This is a genomic window from Thiobacillus sp. (genome assembly GCF_030696885.1).
Taxonomy (GTDB): domain Bacteria; phylum Pseudomonadota; class Gammaproteobacteria; order Burkholderiales; family Thiobacillaceae; genus Thiobacillus.
Genome location: NZ_JAUYRI010000005.1, coordinates 157,295 through 178,433, shown reverse-complemented (window position 1 = coordinate 178,433; position 21,139 = coordinate 157,295). Strand labels below are relative to the sequence as shown.

At 65.5% G+C, this 21,139-nt stretch carries 17 protein-coding genes; 15 read left to right on the top strand and 2 right to left on the bottom strand.

From position 1 onward, the window contains the following. The first annotated feature begins 98 nt into the window (after positions 1–98). The 11 genes from Q8R61_RS01925 to Q8R61_RS01875 are packed head-to-tail and all read left to right on the top strand — an operon-like array spanning position 99 to position 16,314. On the top strand, positions 99–2,801 hold the full coding sequence (locus Q8R61_RS01925) for a hypothetical protein (RefSeq protein ID WP_305533640.1): 2,703 nt from the start codon (positions 99–101) through the stop codon (positions 2,799–2,801). 58 nt (positions 2,802–2,859) lie between these two features. Next, a complete protein-coding gene (locus tag Q8R61_RS01920) occupies positions 2,860–5,448 on the top strand; it encodes a cytochrome c (RefSeq protein ID WP_305533638.1) in 2,589 nt (862 codons plus the stop codon). An 11-nt stretch (positions 5,449–5,459) separates the two neighbouring features. Next, positions 5,460–6,332, top strand: coding sequence for a hypothetical protein (locus tag Q8R61_RS01915; protein WP_305533636.1), 873 nt, complete (start codon positions 5,460–5,462; stop codon positions 6,330–6,332). Positions 6,333–6,336: 4 nt separating this feature from the next. Beyond that, a complete protein-coding gene (locus Q8R61_RS01910; protein WP_305533634.1) occupies positions 6,337–7,893 on the top strand; it encodes a hypothetical protein in 1,557 nt (518 codons plus the stop codon). Beyond that, positions 7,890–9,371: a cytochrome c gene (locus Q8R61_RS01905; RefSeq protein WP_305533632.1), complete on the top strand. Its 1,482-nt coding sequence runs from the start codon at positions 7,890–7,892 to the stop codon at positions 9,369–9,371. Before Q8R61_RS01910 ends, Q8R61_RS01905 begins: the two co-directional genes overlap by 4 nt. A 9-nt stretch (positions 9,372–9,380) precedes the next feature. Next, the gene (locus Q8R61_RS01900; protein WP_305533630.1) at positions 9,381–10,841 is read left to right on the top strand and encodes a c-type cytochrome; all 1,461 of its coding nucleotides are present in this window, start codon (positions 9,381–9,383) and stop codon (positions 10,839–10,841) included. 13 nt (positions 10,842–10,854) lie between these two features. Then, positions 10,855–12,000, top strand: a complete 1,146-nt coding sequence (locus Q8R61_RS01895) for a hypothetical protein (RefSeq protein WP_305533628.1) — start codon at positions 10,855–10,857, stop codon at positions 11,998–12,000. Next, on the top strand, positions 11,997–12,419 hold the full coding sequence (locus tag Q8R61_RS01890) for a hypothetical protein (protein WP_305533627.1): 423 nt from the start codon (positions 11,997–11,999) through the stop codon (positions 12,417–12,419). Before Q8R61_RS01895 ends, Q8R61_RS01890 begins: the two co-directional genes overlap by 4 nt. Before the next feature lie 40 nt (positions 12,420–12,459). Then, positions 12,460–13,098: a DUF1353 domain-containing protein gene (locus Q8R61_RS01885; protein WP_305533625.1), complete on the top strand. Its 639-nt coding sequence runs from the start codon at positions 12,460–12,462 to the stop codon at positions 13,096–13,098. Between the two features lie 14 nt (positions 13,099–13,112). Continuing rightward, the gene (locus tag Q8R61_RS01880; protein ID WP_305533623.1) at positions 13,113–15,131 is read left to right on the top strand and encodes a C1 family peptidase; all 2,019 of its coding nucleotides are present in this window, start codon (positions 13,113–13,115) and stop codon (positions 15,129–15,131) included. 16 nt (positions 15,132–15,147) lie between these two features. Then, positions 15,148–16,314 (top strand): hypothetical protein, encoded by a 1,167-nt coding sequence (locus Q8R61_RS01875; protein ID WP_305533621.1) that lies wholly within the window; start codon positions 15,148–15,150, stop codon positions 16,312–16,314. Positions 16,315–16,459: 145 nt separating this feature from the next. On the opposite strand, the gene Q8R61_RS01870 is transcribed toward Q8R61_RS01875, so the two are convergent. Both Q8R61_RS01870 and Q8R61_RS01865 read right to left on the bottom strand, forming a co-directional pair. Next, complete coding sequence (locus Q8R61_RS01870; RefSeq protein WP_305533619.1) at positions 16,460–16,834, bottom strand: VOC family protein; 375 nt, start codon at positions 16,832–16,834, stop codon at positions 16,460–16,462. A gap of 10 nt (positions 16,835–16,844) precedes the next feature. Further along, positions 16,845–17,750 carry a DMT family transporter gene (locus Q8R61_RS01865; protein WP_305533617.1) on the bottom strand — a complete coding sequence of 302 codons (906 nt, stop codon included), beginning with the start codon at positions 17,748–17,750 and terminating at the stop codon, positions 16,845–16,847. A 41-nt stretch (positions 17,751–17,791) separates the two neighbouring features. Between Q8R61_RS01865 and dapC the strand changes: the two genes are divergently transcribed. The 4 genes from dapC (at position 17,792) to Q8R61_RS01845 (ending at position 21,112) form a co-directional block, all read left to right on the top strand. Then, complete coding sequence (gene dapC, locus Q8R61_RS01860) at positions 17,792–18,985, top strand: succinyldiaminopimelate transaminase (protein WP_305533615.1); 1,194 nt, start codon at positions 17,792–17,794, stop codon at positions 18,983–18,985. 50 nt (positions 18,986–19,035) lie between these two features. Then, positions 19,036–19,860, top strand: coding sequence for a 2,3,4,5-tetrahydropyridine-2,6-dicarboxylate N-succinyltransferase (dapD, locus tag Q8R61_RS01855; RefSeq protein ID WP_305533613.1), 825 nt, complete (start codon positions 19,036–19,038; stop codon positions 19,858–19,860). Positions 19,861–19,982: 122 nt separating this feature from the next. Further along, on the top strand, positions 19,983–20,759 hold the full coding sequence (locus tag Q8R61_RS01850; protein ID WP_305533611.1) for a M48 family metallopeptidase: 777 nt from the start codon (positions 19,983–19,985) through the stop codon (positions 20,757–20,759). Continuing rightward, entirely contained in the window at positions 20,759–21,112 is a 354-nt protein-coding gene (locus tag Q8R61_RS01845) for a hypothetical protein (protein WP_305533609.1), read from the top strand. Before Q8R61_RS01850 ends, Q8R61_RS01845 begins: the two co-directional genes overlap by 1 nt. The last annotated feature ends 27 nt before the right edge of the window (positions 21,113–21,139 follow it).

Below are 21,139 nucleotides of genomic sequence, written 5' to 3'. Positions count from 1 at the left end.
TCGACTAAGCCCGCAAGCGGGCAAATCGCTGCTAATCCCGAACCCTCCCCCACCAAGGGGGAGGGGCCAGACGGGCGCTTCGCGCGCCCAAACCAATCATGGCTGACACGCCAACTTCGCTCGACTGGGACACGATCCATGCGCTGGAGCGCGCACGCATCCGCGAACCCGACGGCCACCACGACGGCCCCGAACGGCCGCTGACGGGACTGGCGTTTTCCGGCGGCGGCATCCGCAGCGCCACCTTCAATCTGGGCATCATCCAGGCGCTGGCCGAGCTCAGGCTGCTGCGGCAGTTCGACTACCTGTCGTGCGTCTCGGGCGGCGGCTATATCGGTGGCTGGCTGTCGGCCTTCATTCATCTCAAATGCAACGGCCGCGTCGAGGACGCCGAGCCCCTGTTGCACGCCGGCGGCAACGAACATTCCGCCATCCGCTTCCTGCGAAGCTACAGCAACTACATCACGCCGCGGGCCAGTTTCTTTTCCGCCGACACGCTGACCGCGGTGGCCACCTATCTGCGCAACCTGTATCTCAACCTCGTCCTGCTGTTGCTGGTCCTCAGCGGCGTGCTGCTGCTGCCACGCCTGCTGGTGTGGTTTGCCCGCTGGCTCACCGGCTGGGAAGGCCCCGACCCCGCGGCGAACGCCAGCCTGATGCCGCTGTTTGGCGGCGGCATCGTGTGCATTTTCATCGCCATGGTGTTCATCGGACTCAACCTCGGCGGCCGCGGCGCCTTCAAAAGCCGGCCGTTCCATACGCGCCAGCCCGGCGTGCTGCTGCTGGTGGTGTTGCCCGCAATGCTGTCAGCCTGGCTCGTCGCCTATGGTTTCTACGCCGGCGCTGAACAGCTGGACCGGATTTCACTCGGCGGCTGGGTGGTGTGGGGCATGCTGGTCTATGTGCCGCCGTGGCTGCTGGGGTGGGCGCTGGGACGGTTTTTTGTTCGCCGCACGGACGACCAGCCACGGTTTACCCCGGGCCGCGTCCTCGCCATGGGCGCTTACGCCCTGCTGGCAGGCGCGCTGGGCGGCCTGCTGCTGGCCGCGTTTGCCGAAGTGACCGAGTTCATCCGGCGCATCGGGCAGGGCTACAGCGGCTCGTGGATCGCGTCGGCGCTGGCCACCGCGCTGCTGCTGAAGTTCTATTCGCTCACCGTGGTCGGCCACATCGGCCTGATGGGGCGTTATTTCTCGCACGACTCGCGCGAATGGTGGTCGCGCCTCGGCGGCTGGGTACTGCTGGTCTCGCTGGTGTGGGCGACGCTGTTCAGCATTGTCTTCATCGCGCCCGCCTTCTTCCGTTGGGCACCGGAGGCTTTCGTTGCCGCAGGCGGCGTGGCCTGGATACTGTCGACCGCAACCGGCGTGCTGCTGGGACGGAGCCCGAAGTCCGCCAACGACATCCAGAGAAACTGGCGCGACCTCGCCGCGCAGGCGATGCCGTATGTCTTCATCATCGGTCTGCTCGGCCTGCTGTCGTTCGGTCTGCACCAGCTGCTGATGCTGCCGATGTTCTGCAGCGGATGTGAGGAACATGTCCGAACCTCCACGCAGTTCATGACCGTGCTTTACCAGGAGTCGGCCAATTTCCAGCACGCCGATATCGTCTGGGTGGCGATCCTGTGTGCCGGCAGCCTGGTGGCCGCGGCCGCGCTGGCCTGGCGCGTCGACGTCAACCTGTTCTCGATCTATCACTTCTACCGCCAGCGCCTGGTGCGCTGCTATCTCGGCGCCTCGCGCTGCAAGGTGCGCTCGCCGCATCCCTTCACCGGATTCGACCCGCGCGACGACCTCAAGCTGGCCGATCTCTGCAGCGCGCCCTTGGGCAAGCCGCAATGCCAGCGCCCCTATCCCATTCACAACACCGCGATGAATCTGGTCGCCGGCAAGCAGCTCGCGTGGCAGGAACGCCGTGCCGCCGCGTTCGCCTTCACGCCCATGGTGGCCGGCTACAGCTTCACGCTGCCCGATGAAAAGGGCCAGCTGCTCAGCCACTACCGACCCACGTCCGCCTACATGGAAGGCGTCTGGATGGGGTCGGCGATGGCGATTTCCGGTGCCGCCGCCTGTCCCAACATGGGCTATCACAGCTCGCCCGCGCTGACGTTCCTGATGACCGTGTTCAATGTCCGCCTCGGCCACTGGAGTCCCAACCCGGCCAACGAACGCCACTGGGAAAAACACGACCCGCCGTTTGGCGGCATCTATCTGCTGAAGGAACTGTTCGGCCACACCGATCATGATTCGCCGTTCGTCTACCTGTCCGACGGCGGCCACTTCGAGAACCTCGGCCTCTACGAACTGGTGCGCCGGCGCTGCACCTGCATCGTCGTCATCGACGCCGGCGAGGACGGCAAGAGCCATTTCGAAGACCTCGGCAACGCCATCCGCAAGTGCTACGCCGACTTCGGCGTGACCATCGACGTCCATGCCGAAGACCTGGAGAACGGCTACTCGGCCGTCGGCCGCGTGATTTATCCACCGCCCGCGGGCAGTTCGGACGCGCCGACCGAAGCCTGCCTGATCTACATCAAGCCCAACCTCACCGGCACTGAACCCGCCGACCTGCTGAACTACAAGTGCACCCACCCCGGCTTTCCACACGAATCGACCCAGGACCAGTGGTTCGACGAATCGCAGTTCGAGAGCTACCGCAAGCTCGGACACCACACCGGCAAGGCGGTATTCGAGGCGGTGCTAATCGAGGCCACGCAGCGCCAGGAACTGGCCGGCGACAGCGGGCCGCTGTTGCCGTGGATGTGCGAAATCCTGCGCGAGCGACGCGATGAACTGGCTTGAAAACACACCCCCCTCGACTACGTTCCAGGACCGTCCGTCCTGCTGACAGGAGCGCCCCATGAAAGCATCGACCTGGCTTGTTGGCATCTTGAGCATCTCGACCCTTGTCCTGTTCGCCTGGCTTGCGCAGCAACCCGATGCTGCGCGCGCCACCCCGTCGCCCGCCGCGGACAGGGCGCAAAACGCGCTGGCACCTGCCGAGCCCGCTCCGCTTGCCGCTGCGCTGCCTGATGCGGCCTCGCCCTATACCGACGCCGGCTTTCACGAGGCCGATGCCGGCCTCACGCCGTCGGCGCGCGCCGGGCGTGAAATCTGGTTCAAGGCCACCGCCGGCAATGCGCGCTTCCACACCTACAGTTTCCAGCAGCGCGTGACCGCGCTGATCGACTGGTTTGGCGTGCTGCGCGGCGACGCTCGCGACACCCGCTTCCGGACCTGGGGGCTGATCAACGACCCCGGCTGTTGCACCCCAGGCTCGGACGGTTGTCCGGCCAAAAGCTACGAGGAAACCTATGGCTTCGACTGGTGCCCCGGCGACGACACCCTGCTGAAGTTCGTCGGCAAACCCGGCTACCGCGACCCCGCCTGCGACTTCAAGGACGCTGCCACCGATCCGGGCGACCCCGACGGCCACCAGCAGGGGCGCGAGGACAGCTGCCATCTGGCGTTCGGCACCTCCACCGGCGCGCTCGGCTTCCGCAAGTTTCCCAACCCGCGTTTCGATGCGGCGGCATGGAAACAGGTCAACGGCGGCCTCGGCAGCTGGGAAGGCTACAACCGCAAGCTCTCCAACGACCCTGCACGCGCCGACCACAAGGTGCGCAAGCTGGCCGATGCCTCGATCGAACCCCCCTTCCTGATCGGCACTTCGTGCGCGTCGTGCCACGTCGCTTTCAACCCGGCCAAGCCGCCGCTCGACCCCGCGCATCCGAAATGGGAAAACCTCTCGGGCCTGGTCGGCAACCAGTACATCCGCGTCTCCGAGGTGCTGATTTCCGGCATGCCGCGCAACGACCTGCTGTGGCAGATTTTTTCGCATGCGCGCCCCGGCACCTCCGACACCTCGGCGATTCCCAACGACCAGGTCAACAACGCCGGCACCATCAACGCGCTGATCAACACCGCGCAGCGGCCGGTGTTCCCGGGCGAAAAGGTCAACCGCTGGCGCAAGGCCGCGGCCTGCCCGCCGGGCGCGAAGGAATCGAGCTGCTGGTGCGAACCCGGCAAGCCCGGCAAATGCTGGGAAAAAAGCGTCAAGACCGAAACCGTCCACCACATCCTCAAGGGCGGCGGCGATTCGATTGGTGCGCTCGGCGCGATCCAGCGCGTGTATTTCAATATCGGCTCGTGCGCCGAGCAGTGCTGGCTCAACCACCTGACTGACCTGCGCCAGCTCGACCCGAAGGCGCGCAACTTCGGCCAGACGCCGTTCGACATCGGCCAGTGCCGACGCGATTGTCCCAATTTCCGCGCAGTGGAAGACCGCCTGCAGAACCTGCTCGATTTCTTCCTCACCGCGCCCGAAGGCCAGTCACGCGACCTCGTCGAGGCGCGCGCCAACCAGTTGGAGACTGAATACGGCGAAACCGAGCTGGTGCGCGACCTCGAACGCGAATTCGGCAGGGATGCGGTGTCGCGCGGCCAGCAGGTATTCGTCGCCAACTGCGCGCGCTGCCATGCCAGCGGCAAGGCGCCGTTCGAGACCGTCGACTTCCGCGCCCTCGACAGCAAGAGTGGCCTGCGCGCCGACTGGCTCGGCAACGACGTGCCCATCCCGGTCACCGAAGTCGGTACCTACCGTTGCCGTTCGCTGCATTCCAACCATCGGCGCGGTCACGTCTGGGAGGAATTCGCCAACGAGGACTACCACGCACGGCCGACTGTATCCGGCCTGCTCGAGCCGCACGATGGCGGGCGCGGCTACTACCGCAACGTCTCGCTGTTGAACCTGTGGGCGCACGCGCCCTTCATGCACAACAACGCGGTCGGCCCCGAACTGTGCGGCTGGGGCGGCGACCCGTCGAATCCCAACGAGCTCTACCGGTCCAGCTACGTCGACACCAGCCTGCCCGGCAATCCGCCGCTGGCGAAGGACAAACAGCCGGCGTGCTGGACCTACGACCCCTCGGTCGACGGCCGCTTCCAGCTCTATGTCGCCTCGATGCAGGATCTGCTGAATCCCGCCAAGCGCATCCCCAAGGCGACCAAGGTCGACGAGGACATCGTGCTCGACATCGGCCCGCGCATCTTCGACGGCAAGGAAGAAAAACGCCTGATCGGCTTCACCGTGCGGGTGCCGGCCGGCGCCACCGCGGGCAACGTCGGCAACTTCCGTCACAAGGATTTCATCGTCGATCTGATACGCGCCCGGCTCAAGCCCAAGGAACTCGAGGCGCGGCTCGCCACCGTGCTGCCTGCGGACGAGGCCGGCAAACTCGCCGCCGAAATGCAGTCCATCGGCAAGGCCATCGTCTCCGACCCCGACCGTCTGATCGACGTGGTAAAGGCGGCGCGCGCCCGCACCCCGGCGCTGTGGCAGGTCTATTCCTCGTGCACCGCGGAAATCGAAAACGACGGCCACCGCTTCGGCGAAGACCTGTCCGACGCCGACAAGAACGCCCTGATCGCCTTCCTGGCGACGCTGTAAAGGAGCCCATCATGAACACACGCCTGCTACTGCTCGCCACCGCACTGATGCTGCCACTGTCGGGCTGCGACAAATTCAACGACTGGTTCGGCAACAAGCCCAACATTGCCTTCGCTCCCGCTGGCGACGACTACGCCAGCAAGCCCGACTTCGCCCAGGTCGAATACGCCCACCCGATCCCGCTCGCGGAACTGGCCCGGATCACGCCCAAATACCTCACCGGCCTGAACCAGGAAGAGCTCGACCAGCTGTATGCGCGACTCGGCTCGGGGCCGATTCCGGACGGCCCGTTCGACGGCCAGATCGTGTTTCCGCGCGGCAGCTCGGGCAAGCTGCGCGCGGCCGAAATCGTCGGCGGCCTCAAGGGCCTCGGGGTGAACTTCAAGGGAAAAATGCTCGAGACCGCGGGCGAGACGCTGTGGAAGGGCAAGGTGTTCTACCGCGAGCAGAAAGTGCTGCGCAACCGCATTCAGGACCTGGCTGTGCTGCGCCCGGTGATCGGTCCAGGCGACATCCCCAAGATCGACGTCGACGGCCGCGACGCCTGGCTGCTTTTCCCGGCCAAGCTCTATTGCGGGCAAAGCCTGATCGATTCGCGCCGCGAATCGATCATCATCGACTACGCCTTCACCGACGAAATCGCCGGCTACCGCGAAAACCCGGATTTCCTCGCCGGACGACGTGGCCTCAAGGTGCGCGACGAAATCCGCATGGTGCGGCCCGGCCTCTATCTCGGCCGCGCCTACATGGACCACGCCTTCATCCTCAACTTCGTGCTCTACAGCAAAGATGTCGACAAGGCGGGCCGCGCCGAATTCGAGACCGGCCAGATCCGCGATGATTGCTGGCCAGGTACGCAAAAACGGGTGCTGGCGACGCGCTAGCGCCATGAAGCCGGCCTGGCTCACGATCATGTTCGCCGCCGCTTCGATCGCATCACTTCCGGCGCACACCAGCGGCGACCTGCCGCCGGCCGGCCACTCGCGCTTCGACCAGCTGGTCGGCGACAAGCCGGTGCCGTATCCGTTCTTCCGCCTGCTGCGCAGCATCAACCGCCAGATGCGCACCGACGCCGGCGGCCTGCCGCCGCTCAAGGTCACGCTGATCCCGCTCGGCCGCTCGCTGCAGCGCGATGCCGGCGCGCCTGATTTCTTTCATTTTCCGCGCGTGGTCGCCGCCACCGACGGCGATGCGCTGCCCGGCATCGCGCCGCTCAAGGACCGCCTGTTCATCGGGTATCACGAAAAAGGCGGCGTGATCGAGGTCATCAGCTACAACGATACCGCGGGTCGCTTCGAATTCCAGGTGGTGCGCGACTACCAGGCAGGCAAGACGCCGCAGCTGTTCTACGCGCGGCGTAGCCTGTGCCTGTCGTGCCACCAGAATGCCGCGCCCATTTTCGCCCGTCCACTGTGGGACGAAACGCCGGCCAATCCGGCCATCGCCCAGCGCCTGCGCGAAACCCGGCGCGACTTTTATCAGGTCAGGCTGACCGGCACCGACATCGCCTATTTCATCGACAACGCCACCGACCGCGCCAACCTGTTTTCGGTCTGGCAACAGCTGTGGCTGACAGGATGCGGCAACGGCGACGCGGGCGACCGCTGCCGCCTCGATGCCTTTGCGGCCGCACTCAACTATGCACGTAACAGGACGCTGCCGGCGCCGTCCAGCCTGCCGACGCTGTCGCTCAACTGGATGCAGCACTGGCCCAACGGGCTGGCCATTCCCAACCCCGACCTGCCCAACCGCGATCCGCTGGCCGCGTTGCCCGATACCGCGCACGACCCGCTGCTGCTGCGCCCGCCGCTCGAAACCTGGCACGCACCGGACAAGACGGCCTTCGTCGTCGGCCTGGCGGGCATGCTCGATGCCGCCACGGTGAAGCAGTGGGCGCACGCCGATCTTGCCGCGCCGCTCGAGCGCCTTCTGGCCCGCGGCGTGCTGGCAGCGCGTCCGTTCAGCTACAGCCTGGTCGATCAGCTGCTCGCCGAACTCGGCACACCGCGCCGGACTGCGCGCATCGCGCTGCCACCGGCACGTCTGGAACCGCAGCCGCAGGAAAACGCCGCGCTCACCCCGTTTCGCATCCACTGCGCCAGCTGCCACGACACCACGCTGCCGCACCCACCCAATTTCCTGCACGGCAGTCCGGCCTCGGTCGAAGCCCAATTGACGCATTGCGCGGCGCGCATTTTTGTTCGCCTGAGCATGGCCGAGACACCGTCCGCCGCACGCGGCACCACGCCGATGCCGCCGCCCTCGGCACTCGCCAGCCGCGGCATCACCCCCCATCAATGGGCGCGCTCGCCCGAGCTCGCCGTGTTGAAACGCAGCATCGAGACCCGCCTCGGCGACACACCGCGCAGCGACCTGATGAAGCGGCCTTACGCGCAACTTCCGCCCTGCCTGCCCTCATCCCGCTACGTGGAGCGCACACCATGAGCCCCTCTGCTTCCCCCTGCGTCCTGTGCCGCACGCTGTTGTGGTCGCTGCTTGCGCTGCTCGCGCTCTTCGCCTTCGGCGCAGCAATCCGCTTTCTGCCCGACCGCCCGGTGACCTACGACGATCCGGTCGAGCATTTCAAGTACGGCTCCACCGGCGGCGAGCGCAACATGGGCTTTCCCTACTGGGTCTTTCAGGTGCTGCCCGAGGTCTGCCCCGACCTGCTTCCGGGCAAGGGCTACGCCTCGCTCGGCTTCATTTTCGAGCCCGACCGCGATCTGCCGGTCGGCATGTCGAAGCGGCGGCATCTGGGCATCGACCGCGTCTTCCTCAACTGCGCGGTGTGCCACACCGCCACCGTGCGCACCGCGCCCGACGCCAAGCCGATGCTGGTCTCCGGCATGCCGGCCAACCAGCTCAACCTGATGGCCTTCCAGAAATTCGTCCAGGCCTGCGTCAATGACCGCCGCTTCACGCCTTCCCAGGTCGTACCGCGCATCGCGGAAAAGGCCGGCGGCCTTGGCCTGCTCGACACCCATGTCATCTACCCGGTCGGCATCCACCTAATGCGCGATGGCGTCGCCGGGCTGACCGGGCGGCTGCGCTTCATCCACCTGCAGGCCGACTGGGGACCGGGTCGGGTCGACACCTTCAATTCGGCCAAGGCCATCTTCGGCGTGCCGTTCGAAAAGCTGTCGCCGGAAGAACTCATCGGCGTCGCGGATTTTCCGGCGATCTGGAACCAGGCGAAGAAGCAGGACATGCAGCTGCACTGGGACGGCAACAACAGCCGCGTCGAGGAGCGCAACCTGTCGGCCGCCTTCGGCACCGGCGCCACACCGAAGTTGATCGACCACGCCGCCATCGCTCGCATCGAAGCCTGGATCGCCACTGCCGAGCCGCCCGCGTTCGACCGCCACTTCCCCGTCGACCGCGCGCTGGCCGACCGCGGTGCGCGCATCTACATGCAACGCTGCGCCGCCTGCCACGGTACAAGCGGCAGCGATTTTTCCGGCGCCGAGGTCGGCAAGCTCACGCCGATTGCTGCCATCGGCACCGACCGCGGACGTCTCGATTCTTACACGCTCGAACTCGCGCAGAACCAGGGCATGCTGTACTCGGCCGATCCGGAACGTCGCTTCCGCCATTTCCGCAAAACCTACGGCTACGCCAACGCCCCGCTCGACGGCCTCTGGTTGCGCGCGCCCTACCTGCACAACGGCTCGGTGCCCACGCTGTGGGATCTGCTGCAGCCCGCCAGCCAGCGCCCCAAGACCTTCTATCGCGGCAACGATCTCTACGACCCCAAGCACCTCGGCTTCGTCGCCAACCAGCCCCAAAGCCAGGGCACGCCGCTGTTCGCCTTCGACACCCGCATCCCCGGCAACGGCAACGCCGGCCACGAAGGCGCGGCCTACGGCACCACACTGCCGGACGCCGACAAGTGGGCGCTGCTCGAATACCTGAAAACCTTTTAGGAGCTCGCCATGAAGACGCTCTGCCGCTGTCCGCGCTGGTTGAAAATAACCGCCCTCGTCGTGCTGATTCTCGGCGTGGTGTTGGGCTATGTCGGCTGGGACCGCTTCCTGCGCGACCACGGCGCCACGCAGTTCGACAACCCCGACGACCGCTTCAAGTACGGCTCCATGGGCGCGGAAAACGACGCCGGCATTCCCTACTGGATTTTCTACGTGCTGCCGCGCGTCTTCCCCGACAAGCTGCCCAAGCCCGGCGTCGGCTACGCCAGCTTCGGCGTGGTGTGGGAACAGGGCCAGGAGCTGCCGGTGGGCTTTTCCAAGCGGCGCATCGGCTTCGACCGCGTCGCCAATACCTGCGCTGCCTGCCACGTGGCGAGCTACCGCACCCAGCCCGACGAGACGCCGACCCTAGTCGTCACCGGCCCCAACCACACGCTCGACCTCGAAGCCTTCTTCCGGTTTTTGGTCGACTGCGCCAAGGACCCGCGCTTCAATGCCGACACGCTGATGGCCGAGATCAACCTCGCCGCCGACCTCGATTTCATCGACCGCCTGGCCTACCGCTACCTGATCATCCCCATCACCAAAAAACGCCTGACCGAACGCGAAGCGCAGTTCGAATGGATCTACCGCAGTGACTTTCCCGAGTGGGGGCGCGGGCGCGACGACGCGATGAACCTGACCAAATACTTCATGATCCGCTGGCCGATGGACGACACGTTCGGCCCCACCGACATGCCTTCGGTGTGGAACCTGAAGAAATACCAACATGAAAAAGGCCACCGCATGAACTTCGCCGGCGATTCGCACGACGTCTATTCGGTCGTCATCGATTCGGCATTGGGCCTGATGGGCGCGGCGCCCAAGGACACCGACGACTTCCTCGGCCACATCGACTGGCTGGTCGACTACCTGAAGAACACCCCGGCACCGAAATACCCCTTCCCCATCGATGCCACTCGCGCCGCGCGCGGCAAGGCCGTGTTCGACACGAACTGTGCGGTTTGCCACGCCAGCGCGCTCACCGGCACGATCATTCCCCTGAGCGAAATCGGCACCGACCGCGGCCGCATCGACACCTGGGGCAAGCAGGCCGCGATCGAGGCCAACAAGGTCGTCAGCGACATGGGCATCGAACGCCGCGGCCTGGTCGAAGCGCCGCTGACCGGCTATGTCGCGCAGTTCCTCGACGGCATCTGGCTGCGCGCGCCCTACCTGCACAACGGTTCGGTGCCGACGCTGACCGACCTGCTGACGCCGCCGGCGCAGCGGCCGCAGCTGTTCTGGCGCGGCTACGACGTCTACGACCCGGTGCGAGTCGGCTTCGTCGTCCAGGGCCCGGCGGCCGAGCGCGCCGGCACCCCGCTCGACACCCGGCTGCGCGGCAACGGCAACCAGGGCCACGACTTCGGCACCGGCTTGCCGGCCGCCGACAAGGCCGCGCTGCTGGAATACCTGAAAACGTTCTGACCGGGAGCCTGCCATGACCCACCTGCATCCTGCCCTCTCACGTGCCCTCCGTGCCGTGCTGTTGACTGCACTGCTCGCGCTGGCCGCATCTACGGTCGAATCAGCACCGCATCCCGATGTCTGCATCGAAGGCTACGTCTGGCGCGAGGCCTTTCCGGACGACCGTGTCTGCGTGACGCCCGACGTGCGCGAGCAAACCGCACGCGACAACCAGCTCGCCGGCGCGCGCCGCGAAACGCACGGTGGCGCGTATGGAGCGGACACCTGCAAGCCGGGTTTTGTCTGGCGCGAAGCCCGCCCGAGTGACCACGTTTGCGTGACGCCTGACGTGCGCGAACAAACGGCACGCGACAACCGCCTTGCCCACACACGCCGGCTGATGGCGCCGGCAGCCGCGAATGGCGCCCCCCCTGCCGATGCGCCGGCTACCGCCGCGGCCGAGCCCGCCTTTGTGCCCGAGACTGGCCGCTTACCCGCTCCCGCCGCGCAGGCCCCGGTCCAGATCAAAAAGAAAATGGCCACGAAAAAAATGGCTGCCAAGAAAGCCAGCTTCAAGCTGCCTGAGTTTCCCTGGCCGCCGCCGCCCTACTCGACCCGGCTCAGGCTCGATCGCGCCCTGCTGGTGGCCGGGCAGCCCATGCCCAGCAATGGCAGCGTGGCGGCGCGGATGGAGCGTGCGCTGGCCGCCAACGGCTACAACGAAGTCAGCTACTACGCCGTGCCGGATGGCTTTGCCATGGTCACCCAGATCGAGCGCATCGACCCGAATGCCGCACCGGCCGCCGAGCAACGCTGGTCGACGCAAATCGATCCGGTGTCGCTGATCCCGTTCAGCATCGACGCCTACCTGCGGGCCCTGCTGGGCAAGAATGGCGACACCTTCCGCGTCATCGTGTTCACCTTCACCCCGACGCCGTTCACCACCAGCGGCACACCCGTCCGGCCGGGTGAAGCCATGACTTGGGTGGAGAAAGGCGCGACCGCCCTCCCCGCCGAACTCGCCGGCCGGCCCTATGGCGGAGATACCGTGTGCACCGCACTGGTCTACGAGTTTTCGATTTCCAGCCTGGGCGCAGCACTGCAGCGCCCAGGGCTGTTCGACGGCCAGCAGCACCTGCGTGGCGCCGGCATCCTCAGCGTACTGGAGCGGCAGCCATGACGCTCAGCATGCAGGTCGCACGCAAGCGACTCGCACTGCTGTGGTTCGTCGGCGCGGGCATTTGCTTCGCCGTGCTGCTGTTCATCAGCTTCTTTGCCCGCAAGGTCGACCTGGTCGGCTTGTGGGACTGGTTCCTGCCCGCCATGGTCCCCAATCTATCGCTGATCATCGGTGTGCTGGTCTATACCCAGCGCCATCAGGAGCAGGCCGACATCCAGGTGGACTGTTTTCTCTACCGGCTCACGCTCGGGCTGTCGCTGCTTTACATCTTTCTGTTGTTGCTGCCCTTGCTGTTCTTCCCGCTCACCGGCAAAACCCTGCCCGAACTGCTCGACATTTCGCGCCTGTGGCTGGCCGCCGTGCAGGGACTGGCGACCGGCGTGATGGGCGCCTTCTTCGTGCGGCAGGACGAAAAATAAATTCCCGTTTATCCACCCTCCACCCAAAGGACCGTTCGACATGCCCAAGACCCAAGCCAAGCCCAAAGCAAAAACCAAAAAAACCGCGCTGTTAACCGTGGCCGAGCGCAAGCAGATCGACGCCAAGTTTGGCCTCACGCCCGAGAAGCTCGCCGCTGAATTGGTCGAGGCAGAGAAGCCGGCCAGGAAAAAGAAGGTCGGCGGCAAAGCCGGCCCGGCCCTAGCCATGTCCACCTGGGGCGAAGCAACGCAGAAGTTCTATCCGGATTTCCCCATCGGGAAATTCGAAGGCGAGCCCTATCTGGTCTGGGTCAAGCCGGACATTTTCCGCATGGAACCGCAGACACCGTGCTTCCGTTTCATCCGCAGCACCGGCGAAGTGATCGAGCCCGGCAGGCTGTTCACCGACGGCGGCTCGATTCCGCGTCCACTGTGGTTCGTCAAGGACCTGTCGCCCTGGACCTACGCCCCCGCCTTCCTGATCCATGACTGGCTGTTCGATTGCCACCATGCCGGCACCACCGACAAAAGCTTCGAAGAGGTGCGCGACATCATGATGGAAGGCATCCGTACCCTGATGGAAGCAGGCGTGTGCACGCCGAACCGCCTGACATTCGACCTCATCCATGCCGGCATCGATTCCGTCGTCGCGCGCCGCATCTGGAACAGAAAAAACTGACCAAGGAGCCCCTCATGGCCAAGAAAGCCCCCGCCTCGCTCTCGGATCGCCCGCTCAAGACCAGCGCCGAAAAAGCCACCCGCCAGCGGCTCGACGCGTTTCCCGACCGCATCGACCTGCGCGACTGGTTTTATCAGCCGGCGCTGATTTCCTTGCCCGATTCACTGGTCAGCTGCGCCTTCATCAAGCCAGCCATGATTCTCGACCAGGGTCGCGAAGGCGCCTGCACCGGCTTTGCGCTGGCGGCCGTGGTCAATTTCCTGCGCGCCAAACAGAAGCGGACCGCCATCGTCAGCCCGCGCATGCTGTACGAACTGGCGCGCCGCTACGACGAATGGCCAGGCGAAGCCTACGAAGGCTCGTCCGCGCGCGGCGCGATCAAGGCCTGGTCCAAGCACGGCGTGTGTCTGCGTTCGGCGTGGAAGGACGACCAGCATGGCATCACCCACATGAGCGACCCCATCATCCAGCAGGCGATGAGCACGCCGGGCGGTGCGTACTACCGCATCCGCCCCTACAACGTGCGCGACATGCACACCGCGCTGAAGGAAACCGGCATTCTGTACGCCACGCTGATGGTGCACTCGGGCTGGGCCAACCCCGGCGGCAACAAGAGCGACAAACCAGTGCCGGTCAGCTACGTGCACCGCGGCCGCAAGACCACGCTCAGGCTGCCGGTGATCAAGCGCAGCGGCAGCGCCGACGGCGGCCATGCCGTCGCCCTCGTCGGCTACACCCCGCAGGGCTTCATCGTCCAGAATTCCTGGGGGCCGGGCTGGGGCGCCGGCGGCTTTGCGCTACTGCCCTACGAAGACTTTCTGATGCACGCCACCGATGTCTGGGTCGCGCAGCTCGGCGTGCCGGTAACGATGGACCTGTGGGCTGACGACAAGAGCATCGACACCTCCGGCCTGCAGCGCACCAGCCGCACCATCCCACTGTCCGAGATCCGGCCCTACGTCATCAACGTCACCAACAACGGCGAGCTGTCGGACAACGGCGAGTACTGGACCACCGAGTCGGACATCGAGCGCCTGTTCTGCGAAACCATCCCCGCCAAAACCCGCGGCTGGAAGAAACGCCGCATCCTGCTCTATCTGCACGGCGGCCTCAATTCCGAGTCCGGCTGCGCCAAGCGCATCATCGCCATGCGCGACGTGATGCTGGAAAACGAGATCTACCCGCTGCACATCATGTGGGAGAGCGACTTTCTTTCCAGCGTCGCCGGCCTGTTCAAGGACCTGTTCACCGAGGCCGACAAGCTCGCCGGCGGCGGCTTTCTGGAAAATCTGACCGAGGCCAAGGACCGCGTGCTCGAACTCACGCTCGCCCGGGTCGGCCACCGGCTGTGGGGCGAAATGAAGCAAAACGCCCAGCTGGCGTCCGTCCACCCGCACAACATCGGCGGCATCCAGCTGGTCGCGCAGTACGTCGCACTGGCCAGGCAAAAACTGGACAAGGCCGACAAGACCGGTTGGGAGCTGCACATCGTCGGCCATTCGGCGGGCAGCATCTTCGCCGCCCACGCCATGCCGCTGCTGGGCAATCTGGGCCTCCCACTGAAAAGCGTGCAGTTCCTCGCGCCCGCGATCCGCACCGACACCTTCAAGCAGCTGCTGCTGCCCGGCCTGGACGCGGGAGAAATCCCGCTGCCAAGCCTGTATCTGTTGTCCGACAAACTGGAACGCGGCGACTGCGTCGGGCCGTATGGAAAATCCCTGCTCTATCTCGTGTCCAATGCCTTCGAAGGCATGCGCGAGGTGCCTATACTGGGGATGCACGCCTGCCTCGAAGCCGACGCCCAGCTGGCCAAAATCTTCAGCGGACAGGTCGACGGCCGCCCGGCGCTGGTGGTTTCCCAGGGCATCCCGATCGATCCGGCCCAAGAGCTCGCCGCAATCAAACAGGGCGCCTCGATCAGCCACACCCACGGTGGTTTCGACAACGACTGCGCCACCATGAATTCGGTGCTCACCCGCGTGCTCGGCAGCGCGCCGAAAATGCTGTTCACCGCGCGCGACCTGCATTACTGAGTCCACAGGAGCCACCATGCCCACCGACTTTTCCGCCCTGATCGACACCGTGCTGGTACTGGCCGGCCTGGCGCTGGTGGCCACCGGGCTGGTGATGTTCATCTACAGCAAGACCAGCACGCAGGCGTCGTCGGTCGAAGCCTTCGGCATCAAGCTCAACGTCACCCACCCCTCGCTGATCCTGGTGCTTGCCGGCGTCGGCCTGATGCTGGCGCCGCGGCTGCTGCCCGGGCTGCCGGGCATGCCGAACCCGCCGGCGGCCATCGCCGAAGTCAGCCGCGAATCCCTTGACGCCCGCACAGGCACAAGCCCGGACACGCCCCCCTCCGCGAATGCGCCCGACCCGGCCCCGGCAGCCGCCACACGCCCCGCCCCGTCTGCCCCGGTAGACACCCCCAGCACCGCCCCGACCCTCTCGCCCCGACCGTATGCCGCCATGCAAACGCCCGCGCCGGCCCCCGCGCCATCTCGTGTCGCCCCCGCGCCATCCCCTGTAGCCACGGCGCCTTCCCGTGTCGCCCCTGTCCAAACTGCGCCTGCGGCCAAGCCGCGCATCGCCACACCGCCCACGGCTGCATCGCAACCCGCGGAACCCAAACCCGCTGCAGCACCGCTACCCTCTGCACCCCAACCCGCAGCCCCCCAGCTCGCACTCGCCCGCCCGGCCGCCACGCCCGCTCCATCGGCACCGGTGGAATCCCCACCGGCAAAACCGGCACGTCCCGCGCTCGCCTATGCAGCGTTGGGCCTGCCGGCCCAACGTGATTTCTGGTCAGGTGAAACGCGCTCAAGCTATACCCAGCGCATCCACACCAGCCTGCAACAGACCGGGCGCGACGTGCTGAAAATGGAGCCGCGCGCGCTCGCGCTGAACGAGCAGGCCTTCAACGCCTGGTGGAACGAGTCGAACCAGCACCCGCGTAGCCGTGAACTGTGCGCCGGCCCGAATGCACCGCGCGCCCTGCTGTCCGCGCGCGTCGAGGCGTCTTACAGCAGCTCAACCGTCGAAAGTGCCTACTGGCCGGAACTGAGTCTGCGCTTGTTCGACTGCAGCACGCAGCGGGTCCACCGGCAGAAACGCACCCTGTCGCCGCAAAACGCCGATGCCTGGCCGTTCTCGGTCGAACTCAACACCGAACTCGAACGCTTCATGCGCACCTATCGGGCTGATCTGACGGACTGATACGGGCGCGCAGCACCGGGGGCGGGAGCGCGAAGCCTGATCCGGTTAGGGGACTTCAACAAGCTCCAAGGTGTTCGAATCCGGATGCGAGCGGCGACTCGGCGGGTGCGTAGCACCGGGGGCGGGAGCGCGAAGCCTGATCCGCTCAGCTGACTTCAACAAACTCGAGCGTGTTGGCATCCGGATCTCGGCAGAACAGCGCCGCGCGCCCCGACTTACTGGCGGTGTATTTCACCCCGGCCGCGTCGAGCCGACTTTTCAGCGCTTCCATGTTCCTGACGCCCAGCGCGATATGACGGTCGCGGCCGCCGTGTTCGGGGCGCACCGACGCGGCGTCCGGGTTGTCCAGCCGCATCAGGTGCAGCTGCTGGCCGTTGCCGAGGTCGTACCATTCGCCGGGATACGGCAGGTCGGGACGGTTGGGGTCGCGCGTCAGCTGCAGCACCGATTCGTAAAAAACCCGGGCCCGCGCCAGATCGGACACCAGCAGGCCGGCGTGCAGCAGGGCCGTGACAGACATTGGGGAGGGTTCAGACATCGGTTTTCGCTTTCACCTGGTCATCTTCCATGTGGCCGGAGAACAGGCTGGCGGCCACGATCATGATCGCGCCCACCCACTCCTGCGGGCCCATGCGTTCGCGGGACAAAAAATACGCCGCCACCGCCGCCACCACCAGTTCGAACAAAAAGATCACGATGGCCTGGTTGGCCGGCACGCGCGCCAGGCCGAACTGCACCGCATATGTCATGCTGCCGATCGCGATGCCCACGCCGAGCAGCAGCAGCCAGGTGTAGCTATCTGCGCCTGCGATGAAGTCGAGCTCGCCCGGATAGAGCGCGAGGCCGACCACCGTCAGCACGCCCACGCCGGCCCACACCGACACCGACTTGGCGCCTTCGGTGACGCCGCCCAGGTGGCGGCTGATGACATTGCTCATCGCAAACATCACGCCCGCCGACAAGGCCAGCCACTCGGCCCGGTTGGTCGGCAACGGCAGGTCGCCGTTGGGCTGCCACAGCATCACCATCGCGCCGCCCGCCGCCAGCGCCATCACCGCCCAGCCGGCGCGGTTGAGTTTTTCGTGCAGCAGGAAACGCGCGAACAGCACGGTCCACAGCGGCGACAGAAAAAACAGCAGCAGCACGCGCACCACCTCGCCTTGCAGCATCGCCAGCACATAGGCCAGGTTGGTCCAGCCTGCCGCAAGCCCCAGCGCGGCCAGCCATATCCAGCGGCCGCGCGCGTGCTGCAGCTCGCGGGCATGCAGCCAGCCGACCACCAGCAGCGGCACGACATAGGTAATGAAACTCGACGCGATACCGCCGACGCCCGCGTCGTTGAGCAGCCGGTAGGGATACCACATCAGCCCCCACAAGGTGGCGGCATAGAACAGGCTGCTGATGGCAAGGGTGCGCTGCAGGGGAATCGAGGGCATGGGGCTTTATAATGTGGGGCTTAATCAGACTCTACGCTGCAATGAATCCGCGTCTCGAACAACTCCATCCCTATCCGTTTCAAAAGTTGCGCGAGCTGTTTGCCGGGGTGACGCCGAATCCCGACCTCAGCCCGATCAACCTGTCGATCGGCGAGCCCAAACATCCCACGCCGCAGTTCATCAAGGACGCGCTGATCGCAGGGCTGGGCGGGCTCGCGAATTATCCCATCACTCAGGGCTCGGATGCGCTGCGCGAATCGATTTGCGCGTGGGCCGAGCGCCGATACGGCGTCAAGCTCGACCCTGCCACCGAGGTGCTGCCGGTCAATGGATCAAGAGAGGCGCTGTTCGCCTTTGCCCAGGCCAGCGTCGATTCCAGTCGCCATGGCCGCCGCGTCGTCATTTCGCCCAACCCCTTCTACCAGATCTACGAAGGCGCCGCGCTGCTGGCCGGCGCCCGCCCCTTCTTCCTCAACACGCTGCCGGACAACGATTTCAGGATGGACTGGTCGCGCGTGCCGGAAGATTTATGGGAGCAGGTCAACCTGATCTACGTCTGCTCGCCCGGTAACCCCACCGGCAAGGTGATGTCGCTGGCCGACTGGAAAGAACTGTTCGCGCTGTCCGACCAGCATGGTTTCGTCATCGCCGCCGACGAATGCTATTCGGAGATCTACTTCGAGGAAGGTGCTCCGCCGCTCGGCGCATTGACCGCCGCACAGCAGCTCGGCCGCGGCTTCAAAAACCTGATCGTCTTCAACTCGCTGTCCAAGCGCTCCAACGTGCCCGGCCTGCGTTCCGGCATGGTGGCGGGCGATGCCGCGCTGATGAAGGCCTTTCTGCTCTACCGCACCTATCATGGCAGCGCGATGAGCCCGGCGGTGCAGGCGGCCAGCATCGCCGCATGGAACGACGAGGCGCACGTGGCCGACAACCGCCGCCAGTACGCCGAAAAATTCGCCGCCGTGATGCCGCTTCTGAAAAATGTGCTGAGCTTCGACGCACCCGACGCCGCCTTCTACCTGTGGGGGCGGGTGCCGGGCGGCGACGATGCCGCGTTCGCCCGCGGCCTGTATGAAAAACAGCACGTCACCGTGCTGCCCGGCAGCTATCTCGCGCGCGACGCCGCCGGCGTCAACCCCGGCAAGGGCTTCGTTCGCATCGCGCTGGTTGACAGCCACGACGCCTGCGTCGAGGCGGCCGGGCGCATCGTCCGCTTCGTCGGCCAGGTGTGAAGCACCTGGTTCTCTACTGAATTCCCACTACTCAACGACAGGAAACCACCATGCAAGAACTGCAGCAAATCATCGAAGACGCGTTCGAGCGCCGTGCCGACATCACCCCGCGCAACGCCGACGCCAAGGTCAAGGATGCCGTCATGTCGGTGATCGACATGCTCGACAAGGGTCAGCTGCGCGTCGCCGAGCGCACCGACGGCCAGAACTGGACCACCCACCAATGGATCAAGAAGGCGGTGCTGCTGTCGTTCCGCCTGGAAGACAACGCCTTCATCAAGGGTGGCTTTACCAATTATTTCGACAAGGTGCCGTCGAAGTTCGCCGACTACAACAGCCGCGACTTCCGTGAAGGCGGCTTCCGCGTGGTGCCGCCGGCGGCCGCACGCCGCGGTTCCTACATCGGCAAGAACGTGGTGCTGATGCCCAGCTACGTCAACATCGGCGCCTACGTCGGCGACGGCACCATGGTCGACACCTGGGCCACGGTCGGTTCCTGCGCGCAGATCGGCAAGAACGTGCACCTCTCGGGCGGCGTCGGCATCGGCGGCGTGCTCGAACCGGTGCAGGCCAACCCCACCATCATCGGCGACAACTGCTTCGTCGGCGCGCGCTCCGAAGTGGTCGAAGGCGTGATCGTCGAAGACAACTGCGTGATCTCGATGGGTGTCTACATCGGTCAGTCGACCAAGATCTACGACCGCGAAACCGGCGAAGTCCATTTCGGCCGCGTGCCCGCGGGCTCGGTGGTGGTATCCGGCAACCTGCCCTCCAAGGATGGGAGCTATAGTCTGTATTGCGCGGTGATCGTGAAGAAGGTCGACGAGAAAACCTTGTCCAAGGTCGGCATCAACGAACTCTTGCGCGGCATTTGACTCCAGATTTGCTAAGGTGGATTGTTGTCCAACCTGACGCCTTACCCGGAGTGCGGGTCCGGCAATTGCCGGTTTAACGCCCTTTCGGGTAGGTTCGGCATCAAACCATTTTAGGAGTCATCATGAAATTCAAGCTCGCACTTACCGGCATCGTCGCCGTCGCCAGCCTGGCGGCCTGCCAGGAGAACCCGGTATCAGGTAGGAGTCAGCTGTCTTTGGTGTCGGAAGAACAGGCACAATCCGCGTCAGCGCAGGCCTACACGCAAACGATTTCCGACGCGCAAAAGAAAGGCAAGCTCAGCAGCGACGCCGCGCTGAATGCCCGCGTCAAGCGCATCACCGACCGGCTGATCGTGCAGGCCGGCAACATGTATGCGCCCAGCCGCGAGTGGAAATGGTCAGTGGCGGTGATCGACGACCCTTCACTCAACGCCTGGTGCATGCCCGGCGGCAAGATGGCGATCTACACCGGCATCGTCGAAAAGTTGAAGCTCAGCGATGACGAAATCGCCCAGATCATGGGCCACGAAATCGCCCACGCCATCCTCGGACACGGCCGCGAGCGCATGTCGCGCGCCATGGCCATGCAGGGCGGCGTGGCGCTCGGCTCCATCGTCGCCGGCCGCGATCTCAGCATCCTGGCGCCGGTGGCCGACATTGCGCTGACCCTGCCCAACAGCCGCCAAGGCGAAAGCGAAGCCGACCGCTATGGCATCGAGCTCGCCGCCCGCGCCGGCTACGATCCGAATGCCGCCGTGCGGCTGTGGGAAAAAATGGCCACCGCCAGCGGCGGCGGCCCGCCCGTGTTCCTCAGCACCCACCCCGCGCCCGCCAACCGCATTCAGGCCCTGAACGCGCTGGTGCCCCAAATGATGCCCATCTACCAGAAAGCACGCTGATGAACATGGACACCGCCCCCGTCGCCGACAGCAAGATCGCCAGCCTCAAGACCCTGACCACGGTCACCTATGCCTTGTATGCGCTGTCGCTGTTTATCGGCGTTTCCGCCATCGTCGCCATCGTGCTCAACTACATCAAGCGGGAAGACGTCCAGGGCACCTGGCTCGAAAGCCACTTCCGCTGGCAGATCAGCACCTTCTGGTGGAGCCTGTTGTGGTTCGTGGTGGGCTGGATCACCTTCCTGATCCTGATCGGCTGGGTGGTGTGGGGCGTGGCCTTCGTCTGGTATATCTACCGCATCGCCAAGGGCTGGCTCAACCTCAACGACAACAAGCCGATGCCGGTGCAGTAACCGGCAATCGACCCCGCGCCTGAATAA

What these genes read in the sequence shown, in the direction of transcription:
- dapD (WP_305533613.1), top strand. Translation starts at nt 19,036, where the DNA reads ATGCAAGAACTGCAGCAAATCATCGAAGACGCGTTCGAGCGCCGTGCC.
- Q8R61_RS01865 (WP_305533617.1), bottom strand. Translation starts at nt 17,750, where the DNA reads ATGCCCTCGATTCCCCTGCAGCGCACCCTTGCCATCAGCAGCCTGTTC.
- Q8R61_RS01850 (WP_305533611.1), top strand. Translation starts at nt 19,983, where the DNA reads ATGAAATTCAAGCTCGCACTTACCGGCATCGTCGCCGTCGCCAGCCTG.
- Q8R61_RS01890 (WP_305533627.1), top strand. Translation starts at nt 11,997, where the DNA reads ATGACGCTCAGCATGCAGGTCGCACGCAAGCGACTCGCACTGCTGTGG.
- Q8R61_RS01845 (WP_305533609.1), top strand. Translation starts at nt 20,759, where the DNA reads ATGAACATGGACACCGCCCCCGTCGCCGACAGCAAGATCGCCAGCCTC.
- Q8R61_RS01895 (WP_305533628.1), top strand. Translation starts at nt 10,855, where the DNA reads ATGACCCACCTGCATCCTGCCCTCTCACGTGCCCTCCGTGCCGTGCTG.
- Q8R61_RS01925 (WP_305533640.1), top strand. Translation starts at nt 99, where the DNA reads ATGGCTGACACGCCAACTTCGCTCGACTGGGACACGATCCATGCGCTG.
- Q8R61_RS01885 (WP_305533625.1), top strand. Translation starts at nt 12,460, where the DNA reads ATGCCCAAGACCCAAGCCAAGCCCAAAGCAAAAACCAAAAAAACCGCG.
- Q8R61_RS01920 (WP_305533638.1), top strand. Translation starts at nt 2,860, where the DNA reads ATGAAAGCATCGACCTGGCTTGTTGGCATCTTGAGCATCTCGACCCTT.
- Q8R61_RS01900 (WP_305533630.1), top strand. Translation starts at nt 9,381, where the DNA reads ATGAAGACGCTCTGCCGCTGTCCGCGCTGGTTGAAAATAACCGCCCTC.
- Q8R61_RS01870 (WP_305533619.1), bottom strand. Translation starts at nt 16,834, where the DNA reads ATGTCTGTCACGGCCCTGCTGCACGCCGGCCTGCTGGTGTCCGATCTG.
- Q8R61_RS01880 (WP_305533623.1), top strand. Translation starts at nt 13,113, where the DNA reads ATGGCCAAGAAAGCCCCCGCCTCGCTCTCGGATCGCCCGCTCAAGACC.
- Q8R61_RS01915 (WP_305533636.1), top strand. Translation starts at nt 5,460, where the DNA reads ATGAACACACGCCTGCTACTGCTCGCCACCGCACTGATGCTGCCACTG.
- Q8R61_RS01905 (WP_305533632.1), top strand. Translation starts at nt 7,890, where the DNA reads ATGAGCCCCTCTGCTTCCCCCTGCGTCCTGTGCCGCACGCTGTTGTGG.
- Q8R61_RS01910 (WP_305533634.1), top strand. Translation starts at nt 6,337, where the DNA reads ATGAAGCCGGCCTGGCTCACGATCATGTTCGCCGCCGCTTCGATCGCA.
- Q8R61_RS01875 (WP_305533621.1), top strand. Translation starts at nt 15,148, where the DNA reads ATGCCCACCGACTTTTCCGCCCTGATCGACACCGTGCTGGTACTGGCC.
- dapC (WP_305533615.1), top strand. Translation starts at nt 17,792, where the DNA reads ATGAATCCGCGTCTCGAACAACTCCATCCCTATCCGTTTCAAAAGTTG.